The sequence below is a fragment of the Frigoribacterium sp. PhB24 genome, from assembly GCF_003755185.1.
Taxonomy (GTDB): domain Bacteria; phylum Actinomycetota; class Actinomycetes; order Actinomycetales; family Microbacteriaceae; genus Frigoribacterium.
Window position 1 is genome coordinate 705520 of the sequence record NZ_RKIC01000009.1, and the last position, 25798, is coordinate 731317.

Here is a 25798-nt window from a genome sequence, read left to right on the forward strand (position 1 = left end):
CACCCGGGCCGGGCTCACCACATCGACGGGTGCCGGCGCTGCCACCGCAGCCGACGCTCGAGCTGCGCGCCGATCGCGAGCAGGACGTCCTCGCGGCCCGGCCGTCCGATCAGCTGCACGCCCGCCGGCAGCCCGTCGACCTCGCCCACGGGCAAGCTGATCGCGGGCAGCCCGGCCACGTTGACGAACGACGTGAACGGCGAGTACAGGCACTGCTGCTCGAAGTTGCGCTCGGCGTCCTCGGCGTCGTACCAGCCGATCGGCCGCGGCAACATGGCGAGAGTCGGTGTCAGGACGGCGTCGAAGGCCGAGAACCGCTCGATCACGTCGCGCTCGAACGCCGCCAGCCCGACGAGTGCCGTCGACAGCTCGCGTGCCGTCACGCGTCGGCCCTGCTCGACCAACCACCGGGTGATCGGCTCGAGCAGCGCCAGCTCGGCCTCGGTCTCGGCGGGGATGCCCGCCGCCCCCGCCTGCCAGATCGTGCGGAAGAGCGCCGGGTAGTCCGACGGAGGCAGGCTGGTCTCGTCGATCCCGTGCCCCGTCGTCGCGAGCAGGTCGGCGGTCTCGCCGAGGACGCCCAGGAGGCGCGGGTCGACCCGGACGTCGAACGCGTCGTCCCACGGGCTGGTCGTCATCACGGCGATCTGGAAGCGTCCCTCGCCCCGTACGGCGGTGCCGAGGTACGCCCCGTCGGGTGACGGCGGAGCCGAGAGCGCCTGGTGGTGGCGCGGTGGACGACCGTCGGGCGACACCATCGCGTCGAGCAGCAAGGCGGCGTCGGCGACCGACCGGGCCAGCGCACCACCGACGGGAAGGCCCGCGAGGCTGGTCAACCCCGACTGCGCCGGCACCCGGCCCCGCGAGGGTTTGAGGCCGACCAGGCCGGTGGCGGCGGCCGGGATGCGGATGCTGCCTCCGCCGTCCGACCCGGGGGCGAAGGGCAGCAGCCCCGCGGCGACGGCGGCCGCGGCCCCGCCGCTCGACCCGCCCGCGCCCGTCCCGGGTGACCACGGGTTGCGCGTCGGCGGACCGACGAGCGTCTCGGTGTACGCGGTCAGCCCGAACTCGGGCGTCGCCGTCTTACCCACGCTGATCGCACCGGCCTCGTCGAGCACCTCGGTGATCTCGGACGACGTCTCGGGCACCCGTCCCCGGCTGAGGCGCGACCCGGACCAGGTCGGCACACCGGCCCGGTCGCTGAGGTCCTTGTCGGCCAGCGGCAGCCCCCAGAGCGGCGCGACCGAGGGGCCGGCGGCGGCCAGGGCGTCGGCCCGCGTGCGGGCGGCGTCGTCGGTCACCGTGACGAACGCACCGAGGTCGCCGTCGAGACGGGCGATGCGCTCGAGGTAGTGGGTGGTCAGCTCGCGGGGCGAGACCTCGCCGCGGCGCAGCCAGTCCCACTGCTCGTGGGCGCTCAGGTGATGGAGTTCGAACACCCGTCGAGCCTAGGCCGCAGGCCAGGCCACGGGCTGCCTTTTCTGGTACATTTGTCCCATTCGTGCTCCCTCGGCCGCAGGTCGCCGCCGGGACCGTCGCACGTCTCGACAGGACACCGTCATGGGTTACCTCTTCCTCGCACTCGCCATCGTCGGCGAGGTCTTCGCCACGAGCTTCCTCAAGGTCACCAGCGGCCCCGACGCCAAGTGGTGGCAGTACGCGGCGGTCGTGGTCGGCTACGTCTTCGCCTTCGCGATGCTCTCGCAGTCGCTGACCAAGGGCGTGCCGCTCGGCATCGCCTACGCGATCTGGGCCGGCGTCGGCGTCGTGCTGGTCGCCCTCATCAGCTGGATCTTCTTCAAGGAGCCGTTGACCCTCGTCCAGCTCGGCGGCATCGTCCTCGTGATCGGCGGAGTCACGATGCTCGAGCTCGGCGGCCGCCACCAGGTCACGGCCTGACCCCGGTGAGCGACACGACGTCGGGTGACGACCCGGCCCCCGAACCCGGCGGGTCGACCCTCGGCCCCGGCGGATCCACCGTGGGCCCCGGCGGCCAGGCCCTCACCCCCAAGGGCGAGACCAGGAGGCGCGCGCTGCTCGACGGCGTCCTGGCCGTCCTCGAGGCGGGCGGCCCCTCGGCCGTGACGCACCGGGCCGTCGCCCGTGCGGCCGGCGTCCCGGTCTCGGCGGCCACGTACTACTTCGCCGGCCGGGACGACCTGCTGCGTGCGGCGCTCCGCCACGCGACCATCGACTGGGTGCGCTCGTTCGACCGACTCGAGCGCGCCTCCTTGCGTGACCTCGCCGAGACGCTCGTCCGGTACGCGATCACCGAGCGCGGGTCGGCCCGGGCGCAGTACGAACTGCTCTTCACCGCCATGCGGGACCCGTCGCTGCGCGAGGACGCCGAGCTCTGGTACTCGTCGCTCGAGCACGTGCTGGCACGGGCCGGCGTGCCGGGCGAGCGGCTCGACGTCGTCGCCCTGGCCGTCGACGGCTTGATCGTCCGCATGCTCTGGCGTGGCGAGCCGTGTACCGTCGCGGCGACCGAACGGATGCTGCACGAGATCGTCGGCCCGCTGCCCTGAGCCTCAGCCGCGGCGGCGCTTCTTGAGCGACTTCTGCATCGTGACCGTGCCGAGCCACCGTCCGAACTTGAAGCCGACCCGCCCCATGCGGCCGACCTCGGTGAAGCCGAGCCGCTCGTGCAGGCCGATCGACGCCTCGGCGTTCTTGTCGGCGATGACGGCGATCATCTCGCGGATGCCCGCGTCACGACAGGCCTCGACGAGCGCCTCGAGCAGGGCGCGGCCGAGGCCCTTGCCCGTCGACGCGGCCCGCAGGTAGATCGAGCTCTCGACGGTGTATCGATACGCCGCCTTGCCGCCCCACGGGGTCGCGACCGCGTAGCCGAGGGCCTCACCGGACGGGTTCACCGCCACCAGGAAGGGCATGCCGAGAGTGGTGACGAAGGCGAGCTTGCGGCGCCACTCGGCGAGGGTCATGGCGTCCTCGTCGAAGGTGACGGACGAGTTCGCGACGTAGTGGTTGTAGATCTCACGCACGTAGGGCAGGTCGGCGGCCGTCGCGGGGCGGATCTCGAACGTGAACGCGGGCTCGACCGAAGCCGGGGGCCGCAGGGCCCGGGGCAGTCGCCGTCGGGGCTGGTATTCCTCTTCGAGCACGACCCCACTCTGTCACGCCGGTGCGGGCCCGGCTCAGGCCGCGGGCGGGAGCGTCCAGTCGACGGGTTCGCCGCCCTGGGCGACCAGCAGCTCGTTCGCCCGGCTGAACGGCCGCGAACCGAAGAAACCGCGTGACGCCGACAAGGGGCTCGGGTGGGGTGACTCGATCGAGGGGACGTCGCCGAGCAGAGGCTTGAGTGCCGACGCGTCACGGCCCCAGAGGATGGCCACGAGAGGGCCTCCGCGTGCCGCCAGGACCTCGATCGCCCGCTGGGTGACCGGCTCCCAGCCTTTGCCGCGGTGCGACGCCGTCTCGCCCGGGCGCACCGTGAGCACCCGGTTGAGCAGCAGCACGCCGTTGCGTGACCACGAGGTGAGGTCGCCGTGCTCGACGACCGGCACGCCGAGGTCGTCGTGCAGTTCGCGGTAGACGTTGGCGAGGCTGCGCGGCACCGGGCGGACGTGGGGGTCGACGGCGAACGACAGTCCGATCGGGTGGCCGGGCGTCGGGTAGGGGTCCTGACCGACCACGAGGACGCGGACGTCGTCGAGCGGCTGCCGGAAGGCCCGCAGCACGTTCTCGCCCGCGGGCAGGTAACCGCGGCCCGCGCGCACCTCGGAGCGCAGGTACTCGCCCATGTCGGCGATGCGGTCGGCGACGGGCTCGAGCGCCGACGCCCACGACGGGTCGATCTGCTCGGAGAGCGGTCGACGGTGGTCGTGCGCCTCGTTTCGGGACTGCTCGCCGCCCTGGCCGGGGCCGGTCGCGTCGGTCACTCGACCCCGAGCGTGCCGACCGAGACGCCGACGATCTCGCCGTCGTCGTCGAGCTGCGGTTCGACGCGCCAGACGCTTCCCGTTCCCAGCACCGCGAGGGCGCCCTCGCCGACGACCAGGGCCGTGTTCTCGTCGATGGCGACGCCGCCCCGGACCAGCCCGGCCTCGGTGGCGGCGATGAGCCGGGTCAGGGTGCCCCACTGGGCGGCGTGCACGTCGATGGCGAGGTCGACCAGGCCGAGTCCGTCCGCCAGGGTCACCTCGTCGAGGTCTTCGGCGGCGTCCTCCGGGCAGACCGGCACGTCGCCGATCAGCCAGCCGCCGAGCAGGGCGCGGTCGGCGGCGATCATCGCCCCGGCCGAGAAACCGAGGTAGGGCAGCCCGTCGGCGACGAGCAGGCGCACCTGGTCGATCAGCGGCGCGACGGCGTCGAGGTAGGCCGGGGTGAGACCGCCCGCGACCAGCAACCCGTCGACGTCGCTGAGCACGCGGGTGTCGAACTCGTCCCCGGCGGTGACGATGGTGGTGAGCGCCTCGCAGCGCCCGCCGGCGGCGATCATGGCGGGGTAGCCGTCACGGAACTCTGCCGACGGCGACTCGTCGGCGACGACGATCAACACGGCGATGCGGGGCACGCTGCGGCCGACGGCGGCACCGCGCACGGCGGCCTCGGCCACGAAGAGGTCGTAGAGCTCGGTGTCGTCGGGGGACCAGCCGCCGCCCACGAGGTGGATGCTCACGCGCCGACCCCCGAGCCGACCTCGCGGGTCACCGGCGGCAGCGCGCTCCACGGGAAGGTGATCCACTGATCGGTGCGCTTCCAGACGAAGTCGGGCTCGAGCACCGTGCGAGGCTTGCTGTACAGGCAGACGGTGCGCACCTCGGCGGCGACCTCGGCGAGCAGGTCGCGCACGAGCACGAGGGTGCGGCCCGAGTCGGACACGTCGTCGACGACGAGCACCTTCTTGCCTTCGAGTGACGGTGCGTCGAGCGTCGGCGGCAGCAGCACGGGCTCGGGGAGCCGCTCGTCGACGCCCGTGTAGAACTCGACGTTGATCGAGCCGCACATCTTGGTGTCGAGCGCGTAGGCCACGGCCCCGGCGAGCACGAGCCCGCCCCGGGCGACGGCGACGATCACGTCGGGTGCGAACCCCGCCTGGACGACGTCCGAGGCCAGGTGGCGGGCGGCCTCACCGAACTCGAGCCAACCCAGCACCTCTCTCTCGGGAGCCTCGACCTCGGGTCGTGCGGGGGCGGCCTGGCTGTCGTCGGGTGGGGTGACCATGCCGACAACCGTAACGCGCGCAGGCCCCCACGCGTCACGCGGGGACCCAGGCACCCCCGGGAGGCGCGAAGACGGTGTCGACGCCGTCGGACCAGAGCAGCGAGTCGGGCTCGCGGTCGGTGACGCCCGGCAGGCCGCCGTCCGACACCAGCTCGTCGTCGAGGTCGACCAGCTCGGCCCGACGCAGCGACCAGGCGTCGTGGCGGTTCGGCCAGTACCGCGTGCGGCCGCCCCGGGCGACGTGCATGCCCCAGCGGGCGGTGAGGAACTCGGCGAGCGGGTCGCCGTCGACGACCTCGTCGGTCGGACGGACGGCCAGGCGCGACGACGGGTTCGCCCCCGGCCCGAGTCGAGTGCTGCGGTACGTCACGACCCCGTCGGCCCGGGTCTCGTGCATCGACGACCACCGGTACGGCAGTCCGAGCCCGACGTTGGCGGCCAGCACCGAGACGAGGCGCTGCGCCTCGAGGGTGCGGAACACCACGCCGCGACGCCCGAGGGCGTCGACCGAGTAGAGCCGCACGTTCGTCTCGAGGAAGTCACCGGCCCAAGGCACGGCGGGCAGTGGCCCGAAGGCGCTGCCGGTCAGCTTGAACGGGATGAGCCCGACCCACGTCGAGCCGTCGAACACGTCGGGCCGGGTACCGGGTGGCAGCAGCGGTGCGACACGGTCGGGCTCGACCCGCCAGTGCGCGAAGGCCAGCCCGCCCCAGTGCTGCCGGATGAACGCCGGGCGCAGCAACGGAGGCGCGGTGCGGGTCACCGGATCGGGCTCGGCCCCCGGTGTGGTCAGGTCCATGCCCGCCACGCTACGGACGCCGCCCCTGAACGGTCCACAGCTGGCCACGGGTGTCGCCGCCGGGACCGACGACGCGCCCCTTCCGGGCGGTCACGGTCACCGGCGGACGGTGGCCGAGCGCAGGGGTTCGAGCTGGTCGAGCGGCAGGCCGATGCGCGTCCCCCGCACCCGGCCGAGCAGGCGACCGGTCACGAGGGCGATCGCGGCGGCGGCCAGCACCGTCGTGCCCCGACGGCGACCGACGAACGACGACCACGCGCTCGAGGCCAGGCGAGCGAACGCGACGCCCCGGAGGGTGTCGCCGTCGCCATCCCCTCCGATCGAGCGGCGCAGTGCGACCTGGGCGACACCACGGTCGACGGCGGCGCCCACGACGGAACGTCGACGGGTCTCGCCGGGGTGTACGGTGCGCGAGACGCGGGCCAACGAGGCCGAGACGACCCGCGCCTCCGGCTCGTCCGCCGCCAGACGCAGGCACAACTCCACGAACTCGGCACCGCGGGGCACGCCCTCACGGGCGTCGAGGCCGCTGGCCAGGCCGCCGACCTGCAGCAGGTCCCACCGTCGGAAGGCCACGGTGGCACCCGCCACGTCGTCGAGCCCGACGAGGCCGTCGGGTCGCGAGCGGGGCGTGCAGTCGACGGCCCAGAGCAGGTCGTCCGGCAGGGCCGACGCGGCCGTGCCGGGCCAGGTCGGTTCGGTCCGACCGACGACGGCGATCACGTCGACCTGGTCGAACGGCGCGGCGAGGGCCCGGGCCCAGCCGGCGTGGGCGACGCAGTCCGCGGCGAGGAACGCCACGACGTCGCCACGCGCGGACTCGATCCCGGTGTCGCGGCTGCCGGCGAGCCCCGGTGTGCGCGTGTTGTCGACGACCACGAGGTCGTCGTACCGGTGGCGCAGGTGGTCGCGGAGTCGCGGCGCCCGATCGACGACGGCCACGACGTCGTGCACGTCCCCGTCGCGCAGGACGGAGTCGAGTGCGGCCGTCAGACCGTCGAACGGGGTGGAGCCGTCGGCGCAGACGACGACGCTGACGCGGGGGGCCGGGCGGTTCACGCGGTGCCTCCGCGGGGGGTGCGGCGGGTGGACGGGCGGAGAGCCGGCAGGGGCGGGCGGACGCGGAGGGTCACGGGGGTTCCTCGGGGTTCGTCGACGGTCGCCGTCACGCCGCGGGCGGGCGCGTTCGGGTGGCGACCCTCGTCGGAGGGTGCGTTCGGTGACGTCGTCGGGTGGGTGGCCCGGCGTCGTCGGCCACCGGTCGATTCGGGCGACCGCGGCAGAGGCTCGCCCCGGATTCGGGTTCGGGGCGTCCTGACGTCGACAACGCTACGCGGGGGTCGCTGGGAACACGAGACACGAGGGCCTCCCCCGTTCGAGGGGGCCTCGTCCGGGTGACGTCCGGGTGGGGCCCGACCCGTGCCGGTACGCATCGGGTGAGGCCCGCGATCCCGCGCGGTTCCGCGGCCCGTCGGGCCCGGGACCGCGGGAGGCGCGGGTGCCGTCCTTGCCGTCCGTCCGGTCGCCGATCGGGTCGCCCCAGGTCGGAACCACCCCCTGGTGACCCGCGCGACGCGTCGCGCGTCCGGCCGTGGCCCCGGCCCGTCACCCGGTCGGCACCCGCGCGGGCGCCGGTAGGGTCGGGACCGACCCACCAACACGAGAGGACGTCGACGAGTGCCCCACGGCCCCGGTACGCGCCGCCGCGCGGAACGCACCGCTCTCGAGCGCGCCGTCGACGAAGGGCTCCTGATCGTCCGGTCGGCCCTGGTCGTCGCCGTGACGAACCGGATCATCCGCCGGGCCCTGCAAGAGCACCTGCCGTTCGACGATGACGTCGCCACCCGGGCCGCCCGCGACGAGATCGACCGGTTGACCGACGAGCAGACCGCTGCCGCCGTCCGGGTGCGCCGGCTGCGCCGGATGACCGGGCGGTCGTACGGGCAGTCACGCCACCAGTTCGACTACCGCCCCGAGGACGTCGACGCGTTGAAGCTGCGCGAGGCCGCCTCGAAGGGCGTGGCCCGGGCACTGGCCGCCCGCCGGGACGACGACGACTTCGTGGCCGAGGTCGTGGCGGCCGCCCGCGCACGGGCGTGGGACGACGTCGGGCAGACCGTCGTCGATCGGCTCGGCTGGGCCGCCCGTCCCGACGACGACTACGACGACGGCCGTCACGAACGGCTGCGCGACCTCGTCGAGGGCGACCTCGCGGCGCTGCGCCGGGCCCGGTCGGATGCCGCCGACCCGGACGGCCCCCCGCGAGTCAGTCCTTCCTGACCTTCAGCTCGCCCTTGGCGACCTTGTAGGTGGCCGCCTGCGCCACGGGCTTGATGGTCACCAGGTCGAGGTTGACGTGGGCCGGCAGCTCGACGGAGTGCACGATCGACTCGGCGACGTCGTCGGCCGTCAGCGGCGACTCGACGTCACGGTACACGGCGTCCGCGCGGTCCCGGTCACCGCCGAAGCGCACGAGCGAGAACTCCTCGGTGTGCACCATTCCCGGCGCGATCTCGATCACCCGGATCGGCTCCCCCGCCAGCTCGAGCCGCAGCACGGCCACGAGGGCGTGCTCGGCGAACTTCGAGGCGTTGTAGCCGCCGCCGTTCTCGTACGCGACGTGGCCGGCGATCGAGGTGACCGTGACGATGTCGGCGCCCCGCGCCTCCTCGGCTCCGTGGCGCAGCGACGGCAGCAGGGCGGTGACCGCGCGCTTCGTGCCGAGCACGTTGACCTCGAACATGCGCTGCCAGTCGTCGATCGAGCCGTTCTCGACGCTGTCGAGTCCGAAGGCGCCGCCGGCGTTGTTGACGAGGGCGTGCAGCGGCCCGGTCGACTCGACGTGGGCCCGCAGGGCTGCCACGTCGTCGTCGCTGGTGAGGTCGGCCCGGAACCAGGTCGCCCCCGTCTCGTCGGCGAGCGCACGGAGGCGGTCCTCGCGCCGGGCGACCGCGAGCACCTCCCAGCCGCGCGAGCGGAACAGCCGTACCGTCGCCGCTCCGATACCCGAGCTGGCCCCCGTCACCACGACCCGTCCCACCATGTGCGCCTCCTGTCGTCTCGTTCGTCGTCGTCGCCCGTCGCGGACGCGCCCGGCCCACGCTAGCGGCCCCGTTACGCCCCGTGTCCGGCATCGTGGACGCCCGAGGACACGGTCCGTAGCGTGGCTGTCACCGCAGACCCCGCCGACCACCCCGGCCCACGCACCCCGATCGCAGGAGCAGACCATGACCGACGCCCAGCCCGACTGGAAGTTCGAGACGCAGCAGATCCACGCCGGGGCCCAGCCCGACCCCACGACGCACGCCCGCGCGACCCCGATCTACAAGACGACGTCGTACGTCTTCCGGGACGCGCAGCACGCGCAGGACCTGTTCGCCCTGGCCGAGAACGGCAACATCTACTCGCGCATCATGAACCCCACCCACGACGTCGTGGAGAAGCGCATCGCCGCGCTCGAGGGCGGGACGGGTGCCCTGCTCGTGTCGTCGGGTCAGGCCGCCTCGACCTTCGCGGTGCTGAACATCGCCGAGGCCGGCGACCACATCGTGTCGTCGTCGTCGATCTACGGCGGCACCTACAACCTGTTCAGGTACACGCTCGCGAAGCTCGGCATCGAGACGACCTTCGTCGAGAACCAGGACGACGCCGACGAGTGGCGCCGCGCCGTGCGCCCGAACACGAAGCTGTTCTTCGCCGAGACGATCGGCAACCCGAAGATCAACATCCTCGACCTCGAGAAGGTGTCCGGGGTGGCGCACGCCGAGGGCGTGCCGCTGATCGTCGACAACACCATCGCGACGCCCTACCTGATCCGACCGCTCGAGCACGGCGCCGACATCGTGGTGCACTCGGCGACGAAGTTCCTCGGCGGGCACGGCACGGTCATCGGCGGCTTCATCGTGGACGGCGGCACGTTCCCGTGGTCGGCCAACGCGGCTCGGTTCCCCGGGTTGACGCAGCCCGACCCCTCGTACCACGGGGCCGTCTACACCCAGGCGGTCGGCGACGCGCTGGCCTACGTCATCAAGGCCCGCGTGCAGCTGCTGCGCGACCTCGGCGCGTCGAACAGCCCCGACACCGCCTTCTCGTTGATCCAGGGCATCGAGACGCTCAGCCTGCGCATCGAACGACACGTCCAGAACGCGCAGGAGGTGGCCGAGTGGCTCGACGCCCGCGACGACGTCGCCGCGGTCTACTACGCGGGCCTGCCGACCAGCCCGTGGTACGCGGCGGCGAACAAGTACGCCCCCCGGGGCGTCGGGGCCGTCCTCTCGTTCGAGTTGAAGGGGGGTGTCGACGCCGGCCGCGCCCTCGTCGACCACCTGCGACTGTTCAGCCACCTCGCCAACATCGGCGACGTGCGCAGCCTCGTCATCCACCCCGCCTCGACGACGCACTCGCAGCTCACCCCCGAGCAGCAGTTGACGACCGGGGTCACCCCGGGACTCGTCCGGCTCTCGGTCGGCCTCGAGAACGTCGACGACCTCAAGGCCGACCTCGACGCGGGCTTCGCCGCGGCACGCGCCGTCACCCGGGAGGCGCTGCGCAGCAGCTAGGACGGCCGCGCGGGTCGCGCGGGTCGCGGCGGACCCGAGGAGGCGCGGTGCGCGTAACAAACGCACCGCGCCTCCTCGGCTCGTCCAGGATGGACGACACATGGACTGGCAGAGCACACCCGAGGACACCGTCCCGTCGAGCGTCGTCAGCGAGCGCACCCGGCTGGCGATGCTGGGGCGCCCGCCGGTCACCGGAGCCTGGCGTGACGGCGACGACCCCGGAGGGCGGTCGTTCGGGTCACTGGACGAGCTCGCGCTCGAGAGCGGTGTGGTGCTGCCCCGGGCGCGACTGGCGTTCGAGACCTGGGGCGAGCTCGACGCCGACCGGGGCAACGCCGTGCTGGTCTCGCACGCCCTGACCGGAGACAGCCACGTCGCCGGGCCGGCCGGGCCCGGCCACCCCACGGCCGGCTGGTGGAACGGCGTCGTCGGCCCGGGCCTCGCGATCGACACCGACCGCTGGTTCGTCGTCGCACCGAACGTGCTCGGGGGCTGCCAGGGCAGCACGGGCCCCTCGTCGTTCGCCCCCGACGCCGTCGAATGGGGCTCGAGGTTCCCGCACCTGACGATCCGCGACCAGGTCGCCGCCCAGGCCGCCCTCGCCGACCGCCTCGGCATCGACCGCTGGGCCGCGGTCGTCGGCGGCTCGATGGGGGGCATGCACGCCCTCGAGTGGGCGATCACGTACCCGTCGCGCGTCGCCCGCCTCGCCGTGCTGGCCGCGCCGCCGGTCGTGAGCGCCGACCAGATCGGCCTCAACACCGTGCAGTACGAGGCGATCCGCATGGATTCCGCCTTCGACGGAGGCGACTACTACGACGCGGTCGACGGCCCCTACCGCGGCCTCGCCCTCGCGCGCCGCATGGCCCTGCTGAACTACCGCTCCCCCGACGAGCTCAACGCCCGGTTCGGACGCAGCTGGCAGAGCGAGATCTCGCCGCTGGGCGGCCCGGGGCGGTTCCAGGTCGAGAGCTACCTCGACTTCCACGGCAACAAGTTCACCCGTCGTTTCGACGCGGGCAGCTACGTGACGTTGCTCGGGGCGATGAACTCGCACGACGTGGGACGCGACCGGGGCGGCGTCGCCGCGGCCCTGAACCGCATCACGGCTCCGACGCTCGTCCTCGGCGTCGACAGCGACCGGCTGTTCCCCGTGTCCGACCAGCGAGAGGTCGCACGACACCTGCGGCACGGCCTGGACGGTCATGACGTGGCCGTCGTCGAGAGCCCGTACGGACACGACGGATTCCTCATCGAGGCCGACGCGGTGGGCGCTCACCTGCGCCGCCTGCTCGACTGACCCCACTTCGGTGGACACCCCGGGGTACAGTTCCGCGCCGCGACCGGATCGTTACCCGTCGGATCGGCGTTTCCGACCCTGCATGACCCCCTGAGAGGGGGCTGGATGTGAAAACATGAGGGGTCGCCAGCCACCCGGCACGAGCGACGACCCCGTCGGAAGCCACTCACGAACCATGGACATCTTCGCCCAAGAGCGCGATCGTCTGCTCAGCAGCACGACCCGCACCCTGGGTCTCGCCTGCGCGGCGGTCTCGATCGTGGCTCTGGCGATCCCCGGCGTCACCGACCCCCTGCACCTGGCGGCGATCGCACCGCTCGCCGCGCTGCTCATCGTCTCGCTGCTCTTCGTCACCGGCCCCCGCGCCCGTGTCTGGGTGCCGGTCGGACTGGCCTCCGGCATCGCCGCGACCGTCGTCGCCCTGTTGCCCGCCGGCGGCCCCGACGACGGCCCGCTCGCGACGGCGATCATCCCTCTGGCCGGCGGCGCGACCGCCGCCTTCAGCCTGATGCTGTCGTCGAGTCGACCGCGACTCACCACGGCGATCGTGGCCTTCCTCGTCGAACTCACCCTCGTCGCCCTGGCGACCGGCTCGCCCTTCACCTTCCCCGTGGCGGCCGTCCTGCTCGGCTGGGTGTCCTGCTTCGTCACGGGCCTCTGGCTGGGACGCGCCGTCCCCCTGGCGGCACGTCGCATCTACAGCATCGGCAACGCCCACCGGGCCGAGCGCCAGGCCAGCGAGACCGAGGCCCAACGTCGTCAGGGTGCCCGGTTGCTGCACGACACCGTGCTGGCCACGCTCACCCTGCTGGCCCATTCGGGCTTCGGGGTCACGGCCCAGGCCCTGCAGGACCAGGCGGCCGAGGACGCGCGCCTGCTGCGCCACCTGCGCCTCGGCGGCACGCCCCAGCCACAGGCCTCGGGCGACTACAGCCTCGAGACCGTCGAGGAGTCCCCGCTCGGCCAGACCCTCGAGTCGGTCAAGCAGCGCTTCGGCCGTATGGGCCTCGAGGTGAGCTGGCACGGCACCGGGCAGGTGCTGTTGCCCACCCATGTCCTCGACGCCTTCCTGCTGGCCCTCGCCGAGTGCCTCGAGAACGTGCGACGTCACGCCGGCGTCACCGAGGCGCACGTCACGATCATCCACGACGACTCGATGGTCCGGGCGATGGTCACCGACGCAGGCGTCGGCTTCGACCTCGCCGGCATCAGCGAAGAGCGTCTGGGCTTCAAGGAGTCCGTCGTCGGACGGCTGCACGAGGTCGGCGGCAGCGCGCGCCTGTTCTCGTCCCCCGGCTCGGGCACGACCGTCGTCCTGGAGGCACCACGATGAGCATCGACGAGAACACGCTCGGCGTCGTCCGCGGCCGCCGGGCCGCCCGCGGCCTGCCGATCAGCTCGACCGGCGCGCGCTCGCTCCGTCAGGCCCGGGCGGCCGGCGCGACGCTCGGCACCGGCTACCTCGGGGTCGGTGCGGCCGTGGTCGCCGCCCTCCAGGCCGTGTACGGCCTGACGTTCTTCCTCAGCCACCTGTCGGCGTATCCCGACGTCGCCCCCGCGCTGGTCGCGTGGCTGCTCTACATCGCGACCTTCATCGGCACGGCCGTCCTCGTGACCGTGCGCGGCGATCGGCTCACCACCGGCGTCTTCGCCGTCATCGGAGTCGTCCTCGCCGTCGTCGTCGCGCTCGACTTCGTCGCCATCTGGCCCCTGCACGACGTCGGCGCCTACGCCACGTCGAGCGTCGCCGTCGGCTTCGGTCTGCTGCCGATCGTCACCCTGCGGCCCGTCCGCGAGGTCGTGGTCGCCACCGCCCTGCTGTTCGTGGCCTTCGTCGTCATGGTGGCCGCGTCGACGCCCGTCACGAGCGACTCCGGGCCGCAGCAGATCTGCATCGTCGCCCTGGCCGTCCTGCCCAGCGCCATCGCCACCTTCGCCGTCCACCGGTTCCGACTCATGGTCCAGGTCGAGCTCGACCGGGTGCTCGTGCAGAGCAACGTCTCGCAACCCCGGTTCGCCGTGGGCATGCTCGCGAGCGACGAGCTCGCGCGTCTCGACCTCGCGGCCGAGAAGCTGCTCGACGGCGTGTCCAACGGCGACGTCCCGCTGCCCCTGTCCCCCAAGGTCGCCTCACAGGCGGCGTCGCTCGCCACCGAACTCCGGCTGCACCTGATCGAGGGCCGACGCGAGACCTGGCTGCACCACGCCGTCACCGAGTCCGAGTACCTCGGCCGGTCGGTCACGTTGGTCGACCCCTCGTCGTTGGCGGGCCTGCTCGCCCCTCCGCAGCGCGACGGACTGCTGCAGGGCGTCTGGCTGCTGCTCGGCGACTCGAAGAGCCGCGCCCCGGGCACGACGATCCAGCTGGCCCTCGGCCCCGTGACCGCCGCGTCCCAGTCGTTCGCCGGTCGCAGCGTGTGCGTCCCCGTGGTGATCTCCACGACGGGCATCCGCCGTAACCGCGTCACGCCCGCCACCTGGAACGCCCTGGAGCGCGCCGGCGAGTACGTCGTGTCGTCCCACGAGTCCAGCGTCAAGATCTCGGTCAACTGCATCGTCGACAACCCCGCCGAGGCCTGAGCCGACGAGACCCCCGCGTGGTCGGCCCCGACCATCGCCTCCGCCCGTAGCATGAACACCACTCCGCCCTGAAAGAAGGTCCCGACGTGACAGACCCCGACGACCGCATCCGCCTCGCCCTCGTAGACGACCACAAGATGCTGCTGGGCGCCCTCAGCGAATGGATCCGGGGTGCCGCGAGCGACATCTCGATGGTCGCCGCCGTCGCGTCCTGGCCCGAGCTGCTGACGCACCCCGAGTTCCCGGTCGACGTCGTGCTGCTCGACCTCGACCTGAAAGACAACATCCCGATCTCGCTCAAGATCAACACGCTCAAGACCACCGGAGTCAAGACCGTGCTGATGAGCACCTACTCCGAGCCGAACGTCGTGCGCGAAGCCCTCGCCGCCGGCGCCCTGGGCTACCTCGTCAAGAGCGAGGACGCCGAGATGATCGTCGAGGCGATCCGCTCGGCCGCCAAGGGCGAGTCGTACATCTCGGCCGAGCTCGACCTGGCCCTCAACGCCGCCGAGGTCGGCGGCGTGCCGAAGCTCAGCGCTCAAGAGCGCCGCGTCATGGCGCTCTACGGCGGCGGCGAGCCCGTCAAGGCCGTCGCCTACCAGCTCGGCATCAGCGAAGAGACGGCCAAGAGCTACCTCAAGCGCATCCGCGAGAAGTACCGCGTGGCCGGCTACGACGTGGGCACCAAGGTCGCTCTGCGGAAGCGCGCCATCCAGGACGGCATCCTGCTGCAGACCGACACCCCGGCACAGACCAGCTTCTGACCTGCGGCGCGACCCCGCGCGACGGCCCGGCCCCCTCGTGGGCCGGGCCGTCGCCGGTTCCGCACCCGCGCCTCCTGCTCCGGCCCTCCCCCGCCCCTGCCGCCTGCCTGCCTTCCTGCCTTGTGCACATCGCGACGAGTCACCGCCCGCCGCGCCCTGGCCCGCAGAGATGAGCGGTGTGTCGGACACTCTCTGTCGGGTTCGGCACGCCTGGGGGCCCGAGACGAGTCGGGTTCGGCACGCCCGACGGCACGAGATCGGGGTCGGCACGGCGCACGAGTCAGCGGTCACCCCGGGGCCGGCAGTCCGCACCCGAACGCGCAGAGCATCTGCATCCTCCTCTGCGAGAGGTCGTGCACGACCCCAGGAGGCGCGGGCGGCGCCCCGAGGACCGCCTACGCCGAGACGGACTCGCGTTCGTCGGCGGTGGCCCGGGCCGCCCCGCGTCGGTCGTCGACCCGCTGCATGCCGAAGCTGATCGTGGTGAGGACGACTCCGGCGAGGGCCAGCACGACGCCGACCCAGCCGGGTGCCGAGAAGCCGAGCCCGGCCGCGATGACCGCTCCACCGAGGTAGGCGCCGAAGCTGTTGCCGAGGTTCATGGCCGAGTGGTTCAGGGCGGCGCCGATGACCTGGCTCTCGCCCGCGACCTCCATCAGGCGCGACTGCACCGAGGGGCCGACGCTCGAGCCGACGAGGCCGACGAAGAACGTGCTGACGAAGATGCCGACGATCGAGCTCGAGGTGAGCGCGTAGGCCGAGAGCGCGGCGATGAGGCCGACGAAGCCGAGGTACATGGCGAGCTTGAGCGAGCGATCGGCCAACCAGCCGCCGAGCAGGTTGCCGATCGTCATGCCGACACCGACCGTGACGAGCACCCAGGGGACGACGCCCTCGGACACTCCCGCCCCCTCCGTGACGGCGTTGGCGATGTAGCTGTAGACCGCGAAGAACCCGCCGAAGCCGATGGCTCCGATGCCCATCACCAGCCACACCTGGGGCTGCCTGAAGGCTCGCAGCTCGCGCTTCATCGACGCGGACGCGTCGCCGTCCTGGTGCGGCACCGCGAGGGCGACCGCGGCGAAGGTCAGCGCGAAGATGAGGGCGACGGCGAGGTAGGCGACGCGCCAGCCGGCCTGCTGACCGAGCCAGGTGATCGTGGGCACGCCGATCACGTTGGCGATGGTCAGGCCGCTCAGCACGAGCGCGACGCCCTTGCCGCGGTTGCCCGGGCCCATGATCGAGGCGGCGACGATGGACGCGATGCCGAAGTAGGCGCCGTGAGGCAGGCCGGCGGCGAAGCGGGCGGCGAGCACCCAGCCGAAGGACGGCAGCAGGGCCGAGGCGATCGTGCCCACCGTGAAGGCCGCCAGCAGGGCGAGCAGCAGCTTCTTCTTCGGGAAGTGCGACGACATCGCGGCGATGGTCGGGGCGCCGACGACGACGCCGAGGGCGTAGGCGCTGATCAACCAGCCGGCCTGGGCGATGCCGGCGTCGGCCGACCGGGAGTACAGGTCGGGCAGCAGATCGCCGGCCATGTCGGGCAGCAGGCCCATGGCCACGAACTCGGTGGAACCGATGCCGAAGCCGCCCAGGGCGAGGGCGATCAGGGCGGCCGTGCGGCGACGGCGGGAGAGATGGGTCACGAGCGGGGCCTTCAGGATCGAGGGGGTGTCAGCGAGGGAGCCTGCCACGGCTCGCCGTCGAGCTGGGAGGTGCGATGCAGCGGTTCCGCCTCGGCGGAACGCGTCTGCGATGGCGGTCGTATCGATTCGATCGACGCCCTGATGACGAGTTTATGCCCCAGGGAGGCCCATCCGACAAGGGGGGTCGGCCCCTCGCGGGGTGAGCCTTGGAATTCGCCGCGATTTGCGTGAGAATCGATCAGCGCCAGATCGGCGCGACCACTCGCGTCGTCGACCGGACGGCATCCCCAGACATGAGGTCCTCATGCCCCGCATCCGCCCTGCCCTGACCGCCGCCGGCATCGTCGCCGCCTCGGCGATCGCCCTCGCCACCGTGACACCCGTCGGTGCCGCGAACGCGGCCTTCGACCCGGACGGCGCGCTCGTCGTCAACACGCGCGAGCAGATCGGCGACGAGGCCGGGGCCCGCCCGGCGTCGGGTTGGTACCTGGGCGACGGCAGCACGGGGACGATCTCGTTCGACGAGCGCGGGCTCGTGGCGCTCGGCACGGTCGTCGTCCTCCACGACCGCGATGCCCCGGCAACCGACCTGACGGCCCTCGTCGACGGTGCGTCCTTGCGGGGCGACGTCGCGGTCTCGTTCCAGCTGAGGCTCGACGAGAACGTCACGGGGTCGGGCACGGAGAGCACGATCCTGGCGCCCGTGGGCGACCCTTCGACGGTCGACCCCTCCTCCGCCGGCCTCTGGACCAGTTCGGAGCCCTTCGGCACCATCCCCGCCGGTGCCGCCCGGCCCCTGGCGGAGTTCCAGACCGAGGTCGCCGCCCTGGACGCGGCCGGCGACCGGTCGGCCGACGCCCGCATCACCGCGTACGGGTTCGAGGCCGGCACCGGCCTGACGGGCTACGTCCAGGCGATCGCGGTCGGGGGGCAGACGACGTACTTCACGCCGACACCGTCCGGCAGCCTCCGCCCGTCGACCCTGGCCCTGTCGGAGCTCCGGACGTCCGGCGTCGCCGTGTCCGCCGACGGGTTCTTCCCGGGCGAGACCGTCGAGGCGTCTCTCGCACCGACGGAATCGGACTCGGGGACGCCCACGACCGTCGTCACGTTCACCGCGGACGACGCGGGCTCCGTCACCGGCGACGTCGTCGCCGGCACCGCCACGCGCACCGGCGGGTACACGCTCGTGCTCGTCGGTGCGGAGTCGGGCATCAGCCTGGCGAGCACCGTCGCGGTCACGGCCGACATGGTGTCGCCCGCACCGACGACGCCGGTCGCGCCTCCGGCTCCGATCGCCACGCCGGTCCGAGCCGACGCGGCGTTCACGGGCTGAGGCGGCGGCACGGCTCCAGGTGACCAAGCACGACGCGACGCCGACCCGTCGCCGATCGACGTCCGTTCCCGTCGTGGCGTTCACGGCGATCGTCGCCGCCGTCCTGCTGGCAGGATGCTCCTCGACCGACGAGACCGCGCCCACGGCCACGACTCCGGCGGCGACCACCTCGCCCGAAGCGTCCCCGTCGCCGGCCCCGTCGACGGGCGGGTCGGGCGACGCGGGGACGCCCGTCCCGGCGTCGACGACGATCGCGACGGCCGACGTCGCCCGGATCTCGGTGTCGTCGACCCCGGGCGGCCCGACGACGACCGTCCTCGAGCCTCCCCGACCCAGCGGCACCCCGCTCGTCTTCCGTGTCGTCGAGCAGCGAGGCGATGACATCGAGGTCGACCTCGCCCAGAGGCCGAACGGCAGCACCGGGTGGGTCCGCGCGTCGGACGTGACGCTCAACTCGACGTCGTACGCCCTCGTCGTCTCGACCTCGTCCAACGAGCTCAGCCTCTTCGACGCGGGGGCACTGGTCGACACCTACCCCGCGGCGACGGGGACGGGCGGGACCCCCACCCCGCTGGGTGACTTCTACCTGACCGAGCTGCTCGCACCGACGAACGAAGGCTACGGTCCGTACGCCTACGGGCTCTCGGCGTTCTCGGACGTCCTCAACTCGTTCGGCGGCGGCCCGGGGCAGATCGGACTGCACGGCACGGACGACGCGGCGAGCGTCGGCCGGTCCGCGAGCCACGGCTGCATCCGTCTGCTGGACGCCGACATCACGACCCTGGCCGGGATGCTCCCCCTGGGGACGCCGATCCTGATCCGCTGAGGGTCGGGCCCGCGGTGCAGGCCCGCGGGGCGGGCCCGGGCGACGCGGTCGGCGGTGACCCGGCGCGGCGGTCGGCCCCGCGGTTCAGCCCCTCGTGACGGTCGCGTCGAGCGCCGCTTCGAGCCGCTCGACCTTGCCGCTCAACTCGCCGGTGCGCCCCGGCCGGATGTCGGCCTTGAGCACCAGCGACACGCGCGATCCGAAGGCACCGACGGCCTCGGTGGCGGCCTTGACGACGGCCATCACCTCGTCCCATTCGCCCTCGACCTCGGTGAACATCGACGAGGTGTGGTTGGGCAGCCCCGAGGCGCGCACCACCGCGACCGCGGCGGCCACGGCCGAATGGACCGAGTCGGCCTCGGAGCCGGCGGACGGCCCGCCCTCGGGGGCGGCACCACTGGGCGAGACGGAGAACGCGACGATCATGCGTCCATCCTCGCGTGTGCGGGGCGGACGCGCCAGAGCGTGACGACCGCCCACGCCAGCAGTCCGAGCTCGAGCACGGCCCGCACGGTGACCACGGCGACCAGGTCGGGTCGCGCGGCGAGCAGGGCGTCGTACTCGAACGGGTACACCACCTGCGTCAACCCCGCGACGACCACGGCCAACGCCGCCGGCACGACGAACCGCGGCCCTCCTGCCCGGGCGAGCACGACGCCGACGACGACGGGGACGGCCAGCCAGGCCACGAACTGCGGCGAGCCGACCTTGTTGGTCACGATGAGCGCGACGACGACGGCCAGCGACAACGGGCCCAGGAGGCGCGTGGCCGTCACCCCGCGACGCACCGCCCGCAGACCCAGCAGCACGACACCCAGCACGACCGCGGCCATCACGAGGCTCATGGCCTTCGCCGCGAAGCCGACCCCGTCGCCGGCGATCTGGTAGGTGAGGATCTCGCGGTCGTAGTAGACGAAGGTGCCGGGGACCCCCGCGGCGGCACGCCAGAGCCAGAGCACCGCCGCCGGCGACTCGACCTGCAGCCCCCGGCCGGCCTGCTGGCCCACGAAGCCGACGACGTTCCAGCCACTGCCGAGCACGAGCGAGATCGACACCACGACGGCGCTGGTCACCGCGGCGGCCACGACGACCTCGACCCGACGACGCACGGCGAGGACGGCGACCACCACGAGGGCGGCGGGCCAGACCTTGACCCAGGCCGCGATCGTGAGCAGGACGGACGCCAGCGTGGGTCGGGTGGAGACCAGCAGCAGACCCACCAGCGCGATCGCCACGGTGACCGCGTCGATGCGGCCGAGGGCGATCGGCCCGAGGGCGACGAGGAACGCCAGCCACCACCACGCGGCGACCACGGACCCGGCGCGTCGTCGGGCGACGAGCACTCCGAAGGCACCGGCGTTCAGCGACGACACGAGCACGAGCCACACCGCTCCGTAGCCCGGGTCACCCCCGAGCCGGGCGACGAGCATCGGCACCGCGGCGAGCAGGGGGTAGACCCACGGTCGGTCGACGCCCACCCAGTCGCCGCCCCCGACGCCCTGCTGCATCCACGTGCGGTAGACGACGTCCACGTCGCCCAGGGTGCGGTTGCCACCCACGAGGTTGAGCCGGACGAGCCAGGCGTGCACCAGCACGAAGGCGATGCCGAGGACGACCGGTGACGCGGCGAGCGACCTCGCCCGGTCGACCAGGCCGATGCGATCGTCGGCCACGGCAGGGGTGCGGGACGACCCCGCGTCGGGCACGGCCGGCGGCGCCCCGGGGTCGGCCGACGCGGGCGGGACGGAGGTCGGCATGCCCACAGGCTAGCCGCCGACCCCGACACCGGACGTCATGCGTCGGCCGACGTCGGCCGTCGCCGCTACGATCCCTCTCATGCGCAGACCCGCCTCCCTCCGACTCGTCGCGACCGCCGCCGCCCTCGTGCTGGCCGGGTCGCTCGCCGCCTGCTCGTCCGACGGGGGCTCGGGCGGCGACGGGTCGGCCGTCGGCCCCGTCACCGACGGCAAGATCACGGTCGCCACGGGCGAACCGGCCTACGGCCCGTGGGTCGAGGACGACGACCCGACGTCGGGCAAGGGCTACGAGGCCGCCGTGGCCTACGCCGTCGCCGAGAAGCTCGGCTACGGCGACTCCGACGTCGTCTGGGTGCGCACGACCTTCGACGAGGCCATCGCGCCCGGTCCCAAGACCTTCGACCTGAACCTGCAGCAGTTCTCGATCACCGACCAGCGAACGAAGGCCGTCGACTTCTCCCCCGCCTACTACGAGACCCGTCAGGCCGTCGTCACCCTGCCCGGCACGGCCGCGGCCGGCGCCACGTCGATCGCCGACCTGAAGGGCCTCGCGATCGGCGCCCAGAGCGGCACGACGAGCTTCACCGCCGCCGAGAACGCGATCGACCCCGACGACGGCGTCCAGGCGTACAACTCGAACGACGACGCCAAGGCGGCCCTCGAAGCCGGTCAGGTCGACGCGATCGTGCTCGACGTCCCCACCGCCACCTACTTCATCGAGGGCGGCGTCGTGCTCGGTCAGCTGCCCGCGGTCGACGGTGCCAGCGACCAGCTCGGCATCGTCCTGCCGCTCGGCAGCTCGTTGACCGCCGACGTCACGACGGCCGTCGACGACCTGACGGCCGACGGGACGCTCGCCGAGCTGCAGAAGCAGTGGCTGGCCGACTACGACGTGAAAGAGCTCTCGTAGCGCCTCGCACGGTCGCGGCCGACCCCGTGGTGGTCAGCGACCTCGAACTCGACCGTCGTGCCTTCCGTCGACGCCAGTCGACCCGGTCCGTCGTGATCGCCGCCGTCAGCACGGTCGCCTTCGCCGCGCTCGCCTGGTGGGCGGTCACCAGCACGCCCGGTTGGTCTCGCGTGCAGTTCAGCTTCTTCGACGGGGCGACCTTCGCCTCGGCCTGGCCGCGCGTGATCGAGGGCCTCTGGCTGAACGTCCGGGTGCTGCTGGTCGCCGCGGTCGGCGTGGCCGTCCTCAGCACCGTCCTGTCGGCGCTCCGTACCCTGCGGGGGCCGGTGTTCTTCCCGGTCCGGGCACTGGTGCGCGGCTACACCGACCTGTTCCGGGGCATGCCGCTGATCATCGTGCTCTACCTCGTCGGCTTCGGCGTGCCGGGGCTGGGCCTCGGCATCCCGCGTCTCCCCGCCGAGTTCTGGGGCACGATCGCGCTCGTCCTCACCTACTCCGCCTATGTGTCCGAGGTCATCCGCGCCGGCATCGACGCGGTGCACCCGTCGCAACGCCTCGCGGCCCGGTCGCTCGGCCTCGGTCACGCCAAGACCCTGCGACTCGTGGTCTTCCCTCAGGCGCTGCGCAAGGTGACGCCCGCTCTGATGAACGACTTCGTCTCGATGCAGAAGGACGTCGGCCTCATCTCCGTGCTCGGTGCCGTCGACGCGGTCCGCGCCGCCCAGATCGAGACCGCCACCGCGGCGAACTTCACGCCCTACGTGCTCGCCGGGCTGCTCTTCGTCCTGCTCGCCCTGCCGACGATCTGGCTCACCGACTGGCTGTCGGCGCGCCTCCGTCGTCGCGAACAGGCGGGCAGCGTCGTATGAGCACGCACACCCCCGACCCCACCCCAGGAGGCGCGGTGCCCGCCACCCCCGCCGTCACCGGCCCCGAGACGGTCGAGCCCCCCGCGACGGCTCGCCACCCCGAGATCGTGCTGCGCCTCGACGGGGTGCGCAAGTCGTTCGGCGACACGGTCGTGCTCGACGGCATCGACCTGGACGTCGCACGCGACGAGGTCGTGGCCCTGATCGGCGCCAGCGGCTCGGGCAAGTCGACGCTGCTGCGCACCGTGAACCTGCTCGAGCGGGTCGACGACGGCCGCATCGTGCTCGGCGACGACGACATCACCGATCCCCGCGTGCGCGTCGACGCCGTGCGGGCCCGCATCGGCGTCGTGTTCCAGCACTTCAACCTCTTCCCGCACCTGACCGTGCTCGACAACGTCGCCCTCGCCAGCCGTCACGTGTTGCGCCAGCCGAAGGCCGCCGCGAACGAGCGCGCCCTCGAGGTCCTGACGCGCGTGGGCCTCGGCGACAAGGCCGGCGCCTATCCCGACCGCCTCTCGGGCGGGCAGCAGCAGCGGGTCGCCATCGCCCGGGCCTTGGCCCCGCGCCCCGCCGTGCTGCTGCTCGACGAGATCACGAGCGCGCTCGACCCCGAGCTGGTGGGCGAGGTGCTCGACCTGGTCCGCACGCTCAAAGAGGTCGGCACGACGATCCTGATGGCGACGCACGAGATGGCCTTCGCCCGCGACGTCGCCGATCGGGTCGTCTTCCTCGACCGCGGCCGCATCGCCGAGCAGGGGCCGCCCGCCCAGCTCTTCACGGCGCCCCGTGAGGCCCGCACGCGCGAGTTCCTCACCCGCTTCACCGCGCCCTGACCCCCACCGTCTTCACCCGCGCCTCCCAGGCTCCTGCGAGGGTGACGCGTCACCATCGGGTCAGCCCCGTGGACTCGCCGCGCGTCACGCCGACCCCTCCGAAGGACGACCACCATGAAGAAGAAGACCACCATCGTGCTCGGCGTCGCCGCCGTCGTCGTCGTGTTGGGGGCCACCGCAGCCTTCGCCGGCCCCGTCATCTACCGCGACCTCGTCGTGGGCGAACCCGAGGCGGCGCCCACCGCCGCCCTCACCCCCGGAGCGAGCACCCTCGACCCCGACCAGCTGACCGGCGACTGGACCATCGGCGACGGCAGCACCGCCGGCTACCGCGTCGACGAGGTGCTCAACGGCACCGACGTCACCGTCGTGGGCAGCACCGACCAGGTGTCGGGCACCATCACGGTCGACGGCACGACCATCTCGGCCGCGACGATCGACGTCGACGTGGCCTCGATCGCGACCGACAGCGGCAACCGCGACGACTACTTCCGGGGCACCGCCATGCAGGTGAACCAGTACCCGACGGCCACCTTCACGCTGTCCCAGCCGATCGAGGCCGCGGTTCCGTCCGACGGCGAGGTGGCGAGCGTCGACGCGACCGGCGAACTGACCATGCACGGCGTCACGAAGACGGTGACCGTCCCGCTGCAGGCGGCGCTCTCGGGTGACGGCGTGCAGGTGAGCGGGTCGATCCCGGTGACCTTCTCGGACTACGGCGTCGAGGCGCCGAGCCTCGGCTTCGTCAAGGTCGAAGACGAGGGAACGGTCGAGTTCCTCGTGGCGGCGACCCCCGCCTCCTGACCCCCGCGCTCGTCGGCGGGCGTCGCACCACCGACTGGGCGTCGCACCACCGACTTCGGTGGTGCGACGCTCGGTTCGTGGGGCCGTGTCACACGGCCGGGCTCAGGCCGGGCTCAGCAGCTCGGCGATCGTGGCGGGCAGGGCGTCGATCAGGCCGAGCACGGTGACGGGCCCGCCGGCGCTGGCGCGGGACGCGGCGAGGCCGTGGACGACCGCGGCCGTCGCGGCCAACCGGGCCAGCGCCTCCTCGTCCTCGGCGACTTCGTCGGCGTGTGTCGCGACCAGCGCGCCCAGGACTCCCCCGAGGGCGTCACCCGCCCCCGCGGTCGCGAGCCACGACGGGGCACTGGCCGCGACGAGCCGCGTGCCGCCGGGCGAGGCGACGTACGTGCGGTGCCCTTTGACGAGCACGGTGCAGCCCCACTCCCCCGCGGCCCGTTCGGCGGCGCCGGCCGGATCGGCGGCGACGTCGTCGACCTCACGCCCCGAGGCCCGGGCCAGCTCGCGGAAGTGCGGTGTCAGGACGACGGGCCCGGTCGCCTGCTCGCGCAGCGCCAGCGCACCGGCGTCGAGCACGAGCGGCAGCCCCGAGGAGGCGCCGGTCGCGAACCCGTCGCGCGTCTCGTCGTCGAGGTGGTCGGGATCGACCCCCGAACCGAGCAACCACGCCTGCACGCGCCCCGGGCTCGTCACCGCCTCGGGCCGACGGTGCAGCACGAAGTCGGAGGCGCGGGCCGGGCCGAGGTAGCGCAGCATGCCGACCCCGGTGTGCAGTGCGGCCTCGACGCCGAGCACGGCGGCGCCCGGGTACGCGCTCGAGCCGGTCACGACACCGAGTACGCCGCGGCTGTACTTGTCGTCGTTCTCGGAGGGGACGGCGATCCAGTCGGAGGCGTCGGAGGGGGTCCAGTCGGCGAAGCGGGTGTCGATGGTCACGCCTCGACGGTAGTCGGGCCCGCCTGCACCGGGTCCGCCGATACGGTGGAGCGATGAGCATCTCCCTCCCCGGCCGCACCGTCGTCTTCGACTACGGCGAGGTGATCGCGCGCTTCCCCGACGAGGCCTCCCGCCGCCGCATCGAGCAGTTGGCCGGCGTCGACCCGGGCGTGCTCTGGCCCAGCTACGGCCGCCACCGGCACGCCCTCGACCGCGGCACGCTCGGCGCCGGCGGGTACTGGCGAGCCATCGAGGCGGACACCGGCGCCGTGTGGACCCGCACCCGGGTGCACGAACTCTGGGCCGCCGACTTCCCGTCGTGGTTCGTCCCCGAGCCCGGCACCCTCGACGTCATCTCGGATCTGGCCGACGGCGGCACGCGCCTGGCCGTCCTCTCGAACGCCGGCCTCGACTTCGCGTCGCCGTTTCGCCACTCGCCCCTCGGCGAGCTGTTCGAGCGCGTCTTCGTGAGCGCCGAGCTCGACGACCTCAAGCCGTCGGCCACGATCTTCGAGCACCTCCTGGCCGAACTCGGAACAACGGCCGCCGACACGGTGTTCATCGACAACAGGTCCGACAACGTCGAGGCCGCCCAGGAACTCGGCATCACCGGGCACCTGTTCACCGGCCCCGAGCCCCTCCGGCGCTTCGTCGAAGAGCTCGCGGCCCTCCCCACCGAAAGGCGCTGA

27 protein-coding genes are annotated in these 25798 nt (G+C 72.9%); 15 read left to right on the forward strand and 12 right to left on the reverse strand.

What is annotated here, in order from left to right; genetic code table 11:
• Positions 1-14: 14 nt before the first annotated feature.
• A complete protein-coding gene (locus tag EDF50_RS03835) occupies positions 15-1439 on the reverse strand; it encodes an amidase (protein WP_123518194.1) in 1425 nt (474 codons plus the stop codon).
• 121 nt (positions 1440-1560) lie between these two features.
• On the opposite strand from EDF50_RS03835, the gene EDF50_RS03840 reads away from it, so the two are divergent.
• Positions 1561-1899, forward strand: coding sequence for a multidrug efflux SMR transporter (locus EDF50_RS03840; RefSeq protein ID WP_123518195.1), 339 nt, complete (start codon positions 1561-1563; stop codon positions 1897-1899).
• Positions 1900-1904: 5 nt separating this feature from the next.
• On the forward strand, positions 1905-2528 hold the full coding sequence (locus EDF50_RS03845) for a TetR/AcrR family transcriptional regulator (protein ID WP_158612617.1): 624 nt from the start codon (positions 1905-1907) through the stop codon (positions 2526-2528).
• Positions 2529-2531: 3 nt separating this feature from the next.
• Here the strand turns inward: EDF50_RS03845 and EDF50_RS03850 are convergent, their stop codons facing one another.
• The 6 genes from EDF50_RS03850 to EDF50_RS03875 form a co-directional block, all read right to left on the reverse strand.
• Positions 2532-3125 carry a GNAT family N-acetyltransferase gene (locus EDF50_RS03850; RefSeq protein WP_123518196.1) on the reverse strand — a complete coding sequence of 198 codons (594 nt, stop codon included), beginning with the start codon at positions 3123-3125 and terminating at the stop codon, positions 2532-2534.
• 33 nt (positions 3126-3158) lie between these two features.
• Entirely contained in the window at positions 3159-3902 is a 744-nt protein-coding gene (locus EDF50_RS03855; protein ID WP_123518197.1) for a uracil-DNA glycosylase, read from the reverse strand.
• The gene (locus EDF50_RS03860; protein ID WP_233570294.1) at positions 3899-4642 is read right to left on the reverse strand and encodes a Type 1 glutamine amidotransferase-like domain-containing protein; all 744 of its coding nucleotides are present in this window, start codon (positions 4640-4642) and stop codon (positions 3899-3901) included. Before EDF50_RS03860 ends, EDF50_RS03855 begins: the two co-directional genes overlap by 4 nt.
• The gene (locus EDF50_RS03865) at positions 4639-5187 is read right to left on the reverse strand and encodes a phosphoribosyltransferase (protein ID WP_123518198.1); all 549 of its coding nucleotides are present in this window, start codon (positions 5185-5187) and stop codon (positions 4639-4641) included. Before EDF50_RS03865 ends, EDF50_RS03860 begins: the two co-directional genes overlap by 4 nt.
• Before the next feature lie 34 nt (positions 5188-5221).
• The gene (locus EDF50_RS03870; protein WP_123518199.1) at positions 5222-5986 is read right to left on the reverse strand and encodes a YqjF family protein; all 765 of its coding nucleotides are present in this window, start codon (positions 5984-5986) and stop codon (positions 5222-5224) included.
• 96 nt (positions 5987-6082) lie between these two features.
• On the reverse strand, positions 6083-7045 hold the full coding sequence (locus EDF50_RS03875) for a glycosyltransferase family 2 protein (protein ID WP_123518200.1): 963 nt from the start codon (positions 7043-7045) through the stop codon (positions 6083-6085).
• A 618-nt stretch (positions 7046-7663) separates the two neighbouring features.
• On the opposite strand from EDF50_RS03875, the gene EDF50_RS03880 reads away from it, so the two are divergent.
• Positions 7664-8266 (forward strand): hypothetical protein, encoded by a 603-nt coding sequence (locus tag EDF50_RS03880; protein ID WP_123518201.1) that lies wholly within the window; start codon positions 7664-7666, stop codon positions 8264-8266.
• Here EDF50_RS03880 and EDF50_RS03885 read toward each other — a convergent pair.
• Positions 8253-9029 (reverse strand): SDR family oxidoreductase, encoded by a 777-nt coding sequence (locus EDF50_RS03885; RefSeq protein ID WP_123518202.1) that lies wholly within the window; start codon positions 9027-9029, stop codon positions 8253-8255. The two genes, EDF50_RS03880 and EDF50_RS03885, sit on opposite strands and share 14 nt — an antisense overlap.
• Positions 9030-9213: 184 nt before the next feature.
• Between EDF50_RS03885 and EDF50_RS03890 the strand changes: the two genes are divergently transcribed.
• The 5 genes from EDF50_RS03890 (at position 9214) to EDF50_RS03910 (ending at position 15189) form a co-directional block, all read left to right on the forward strand.
• Positions 9214-10545, forward strand: a complete 1332-nt coding sequence (locus EDF50_RS03890; RefSeq protein WP_123518203.1) for a bifunctional o-acetylhomoserine/o-acetylserine sulfhydrylase — start codon at positions 9214-9216, stop codon at positions 10543-10545.
• 100 nt (positions 10546-10645) lie between these two features.
• Positions 10646-11845 carry a homoserine O-acetyltransferase gene (locus EDF50_RS03895; RefSeq protein ID WP_123518204.1) on the forward strand — a complete coding sequence of 400 codons (1200 nt, stop codon included), beginning with the start codon at positions 10646-10648 and terminating at the stop codon, positions 11843-11845.
• A gap of 175 nt (positions 11846-12020) precedes the next feature.
• Positions 12021-13178 carry a sensor histidine kinase gene (locus EDF50_RS03900; protein ID WP_123518205.1) on the forward strand — a complete coding sequence of 386 codons (1158 nt, stop codon included), beginning with the start codon at positions 12021-12023 and terminating at the stop codon, positions 13176-13178.
• The gene (locus EDF50_RS03905) at positions 13175-14425 is read left to right on the forward strand and encodes a hypothetical protein (RefSeq protein ID WP_123518206.1); all 1251 of its coding nucleotides are present in this window, start codon (positions 13175-13177) and stop codon (positions 14423-14425) included. Before EDF50_RS03900 ends, EDF50_RS03905 begins: the two co-directional genes overlap by 4 nt.
• A gap of 86 nt (positions 14426-14511) precedes the next feature.
• Positions 14512-15189, forward strand: coding sequence for a response regulator transcription factor (locus EDF50_RS03910; protein ID WP_123518207.1), 678 nt, complete (start codon positions 14512-14514; stop codon positions 15187-15189).
• A 395-nt stretch (positions 15190-15584) separates the two neighbouring features.
• On the opposite strand, the gene EDF50_RS03915 is transcribed toward EDF50_RS03910, so the two are convergent.
• The gene (locus EDF50_RS03915) at positions 15585-16835 is read right to left on the reverse strand and encodes an MFS transporter (protein ID WP_123518438.1); all 1251 of its coding nucleotides are present in this window, start codon (positions 16833-16835) and stop codon (positions 15585-15587) included.
• A gap of 304 nt (positions 16836-17139) precedes the next feature.
• Here EDF50_RS03915 and EDF50_RS03920 point away from each other — a divergent pair, with 304 nt between their 5' ends.
• Entirely contained in the window at positions 17140-18171 is a 1032-nt protein-coding gene (locus tag EDF50_RS03920; RefSeq protein WP_123518208.1) for a hypothetical protein, read from the forward strand.
• Positions 18172-18190: 19 nt separating this feature from the next.
• Positions 18191-18997: a L,D-transpeptidase family protein gene (locus tag EDF50_RS03925; protein WP_233570295.1), complete on the forward strand. Its 807-nt coding sequence runs from the start codon at positions 18191-18193 to the stop codon at positions 18995-18997.
• Positions 18998-19081: 84 nt separating this feature from the next.
• Here EDF50_RS03925 and EDF50_RS03930 read toward each other — a convergent pair whose 3' ends face one another.
• Both EDF50_RS03930 and EDF50_RS03935 read right to left on the reverse strand, forming a co-directional pair.
• Positions 19082-19423, reverse strand: a complete 342-nt coding sequence (locus EDF50_RS03930) for a thiamine-binding protein (protein ID WP_123518209.1) — start codon at positions 19421-19423, stop codon at positions 19082-19084.
• Complete coding sequence (locus EDF50_RS03935) at positions 19420-20754, reverse strand: glycosyltransferase 87 family protein (RefSeq protein ID WP_123518440.1); 1335 nt, start codon at positions 20752-20754, stop codon at positions 19420-19422. Before EDF50_RS03935 ends, EDF50_RS03930 begins: the two co-directional genes overlap by 4 nt.
• Positions 20755-20833: 79 nt before the next feature.
• Here EDF50_RS03935 and EDF50_RS03940 point away from each other — a divergent pair, with 79 nt between their 5' ends.
• The 4 genes from EDF50_RS03940 to EDF50_RS03955 all read left to right on the forward strand — a co-directional run bounded on the left by EDF50_RS03940 (position 20834) and on the right by EDF50_RS03955 (position 24173).
• Positions 20834-21664, forward strand: coding sequence for a transporter substrate-binding domain-containing protein (locus EDF50_RS03940; RefSeq protein WP_123518441.1), 831 nt, complete (start codon positions 20834-20836; stop codon positions 21662-21664).
• A 29-nt stretch (positions 21665-21693) separates the two neighbouring features.
• Positions 21694-22533 carry an amino acid ABC transporter permease gene (locus EDF50_RS03945; protein ID WP_233570330.1) on the forward strand — a complete coding sequence of 280 codons (840 nt, stop codon included), beginning with the start codon at positions 21694-21696 and terminating at the stop codon, positions 22531-22533.
• Complete coding sequence (locus EDF50_RS03950) at positions 22530-23369, forward strand: amino acid ABC transporter ATP-binding protein (protein ID WP_123518211.1); 840 nt, start codon at positions 22530-22532, stop codon at positions 23367-23369. Before EDF50_RS03945 ends, EDF50_RS03950 begins: the two co-directional genes overlap by 4 nt.
• A 114-nt stretch (positions 23370-23483) precedes the next feature.
• A complete protein-coding gene (locus EDF50_RS03955) occupies positions 23484-24173 on the forward strand; it encodes a YceI family protein (RefSeq protein ID WP_123518212.1) in 690 nt (229 codons plus the stop codon).
• 102 nt (positions 24174-24275) lie between these two features.
• On the opposite strand, the gene EDF50_RS03960 is transcribed toward EDF50_RS03955, so the two are convergent.
• A complete protein-coding gene (locus tag EDF50_RS03960) occupies positions 24276-25109 on the reverse strand; it encodes an ADP/ATP-dependent (S)-NAD(P)H-hydrate dehydratase (RefSeq protein ID WP_233570296.1) in 834 nt (277 codons plus the stop codon).
• Between the two features lie 53 nt (positions 25110-25162).
• Between EDF50_RS03960 and EDF50_RS03965 the strand changes: the two genes are divergently transcribed.
• Positions 25163-25798: an HAD family phosphatase gene (locus EDF50_RS03965; protein ID WP_123518213.1), complete on the forward strand. Its 636-nt coding sequence runs from the start codon at positions 25163-25165 to the stop codon at positions 25796-25798.

What these genes read in the sequence shown, in the direction of transcription:
- EDF50_RS03840 (WP_123518195.1), top strand. Translation starts at nt 1,561, where the DNA reads ATGGGTTACCTCTTCCTCGCACTCGCCATCGTCGGCGAGGTCTTCGCC.
- EDF50_RS03865 (WP_123518198.1), bottom strand. Translation starts at nt 5,187, where the DNA reads ATGGTCACCCCACCCGACGACAGCCAGGCCGCCCCCGCACGACCCGAG.
- EDF50_RS03870 (WP_123518199.1), bottom strand. Translation starts at nt 5,986, where the DNA reads ATGGACCTGACCACACCGGGGGCCGAGCCCGATCCGGTGACCCGCACC.
- EDF50_RS03885 (WP_123518202.1), bottom strand. Translation starts at nt 9,029, where the DNA reads ATGGTGGGACGGGTCGTGGTGACGGGGGCCAGCTCGGGTATCGGAGCG.
- EDF50_RS03890 (WP_123518203.1), top strand. Translation starts at nt 9,214, where the DNA reads ATGACCGACGCCCAGCCCGACTGGAAGTTCGAGACGCAGCAGATCCAC.
- EDF50_RS03895 (WP_123518204.1), top strand. Translation starts at nt 10,646, where the DNA reads ATGGACTGGCAGAGCACACCCGAGGACACCGTCCCGTCGAGCGTCGTC.
- EDF50_RS03900 (WP_123518205.1), top strand. Translation starts at nt 12,021, where the DNA reads ATGGACATCTTCGCCCAAGAGCGCGATCGTCTGCTCAGCAGCACGACC.
- EDF50_RS03905 (WP_123518206.1), top strand. Translation starts at nt 13,175, where the DNA reads ATGAGCATCGACGAGAACACGCTCGGCGTCGTCCGCGGCCGCCGGGCC.
- EDF50_RS03920 (WP_123518208.1), top strand. Translation starts at nt 17,140, where the DNA reads ATGCCCCGCATCCGCCCTGCCCTGACCGCCGCCGGCATCGTCGCCGCC.
- EDF50_RS03930 (WP_123518209.1), bottom strand. Translation starts at nt 19,423, where the DNA reads ATGATCGTCGCGTTCTCCGTCTCGCCCAGTGGTGCCGCCCCCGAGGGC.
- EDF50_RS03935 (WP_123518440.1), bottom strand. Translation starts at nt 20,754, where the DNA reads ATGCCGACCTCCGTCCCGCCCGCGTCGGCCGACCCCGGGGCGCCGCCG.
- EDF50_RS03940 (WP_123518441.1), top strand. Translation starts at nt 20,834, where the DNA reads ATGCGCAGACCCGCCTCCCTCCGACTCGTCGCGACCGCCGCCGCCCTC.
- EDF50_RS03950 (WP_123518211.1), top strand. Translation starts at nt 22,530, where the DNA reads ATGAGCACGCACACCCCCGACCCCACCCCAGGAGGCGCGGTGCCCGCC.
- EDF50_RS03955 (WP_123518212.1), top strand. Translation starts at nt 23,484, where the DNA reads ATGAAGAAGAAGACCACCATCGTGCTCGGCGTCGCCGCCGTCGTCGTC.
- EDF50_RS03965 (WP_123518213.1), top strand. Translation starts at nt 25,163, where the DNA reads ATGAGCATCTCCCTCCCCGGCCGCACCGTCGTCTTCGACTACGGCGAG.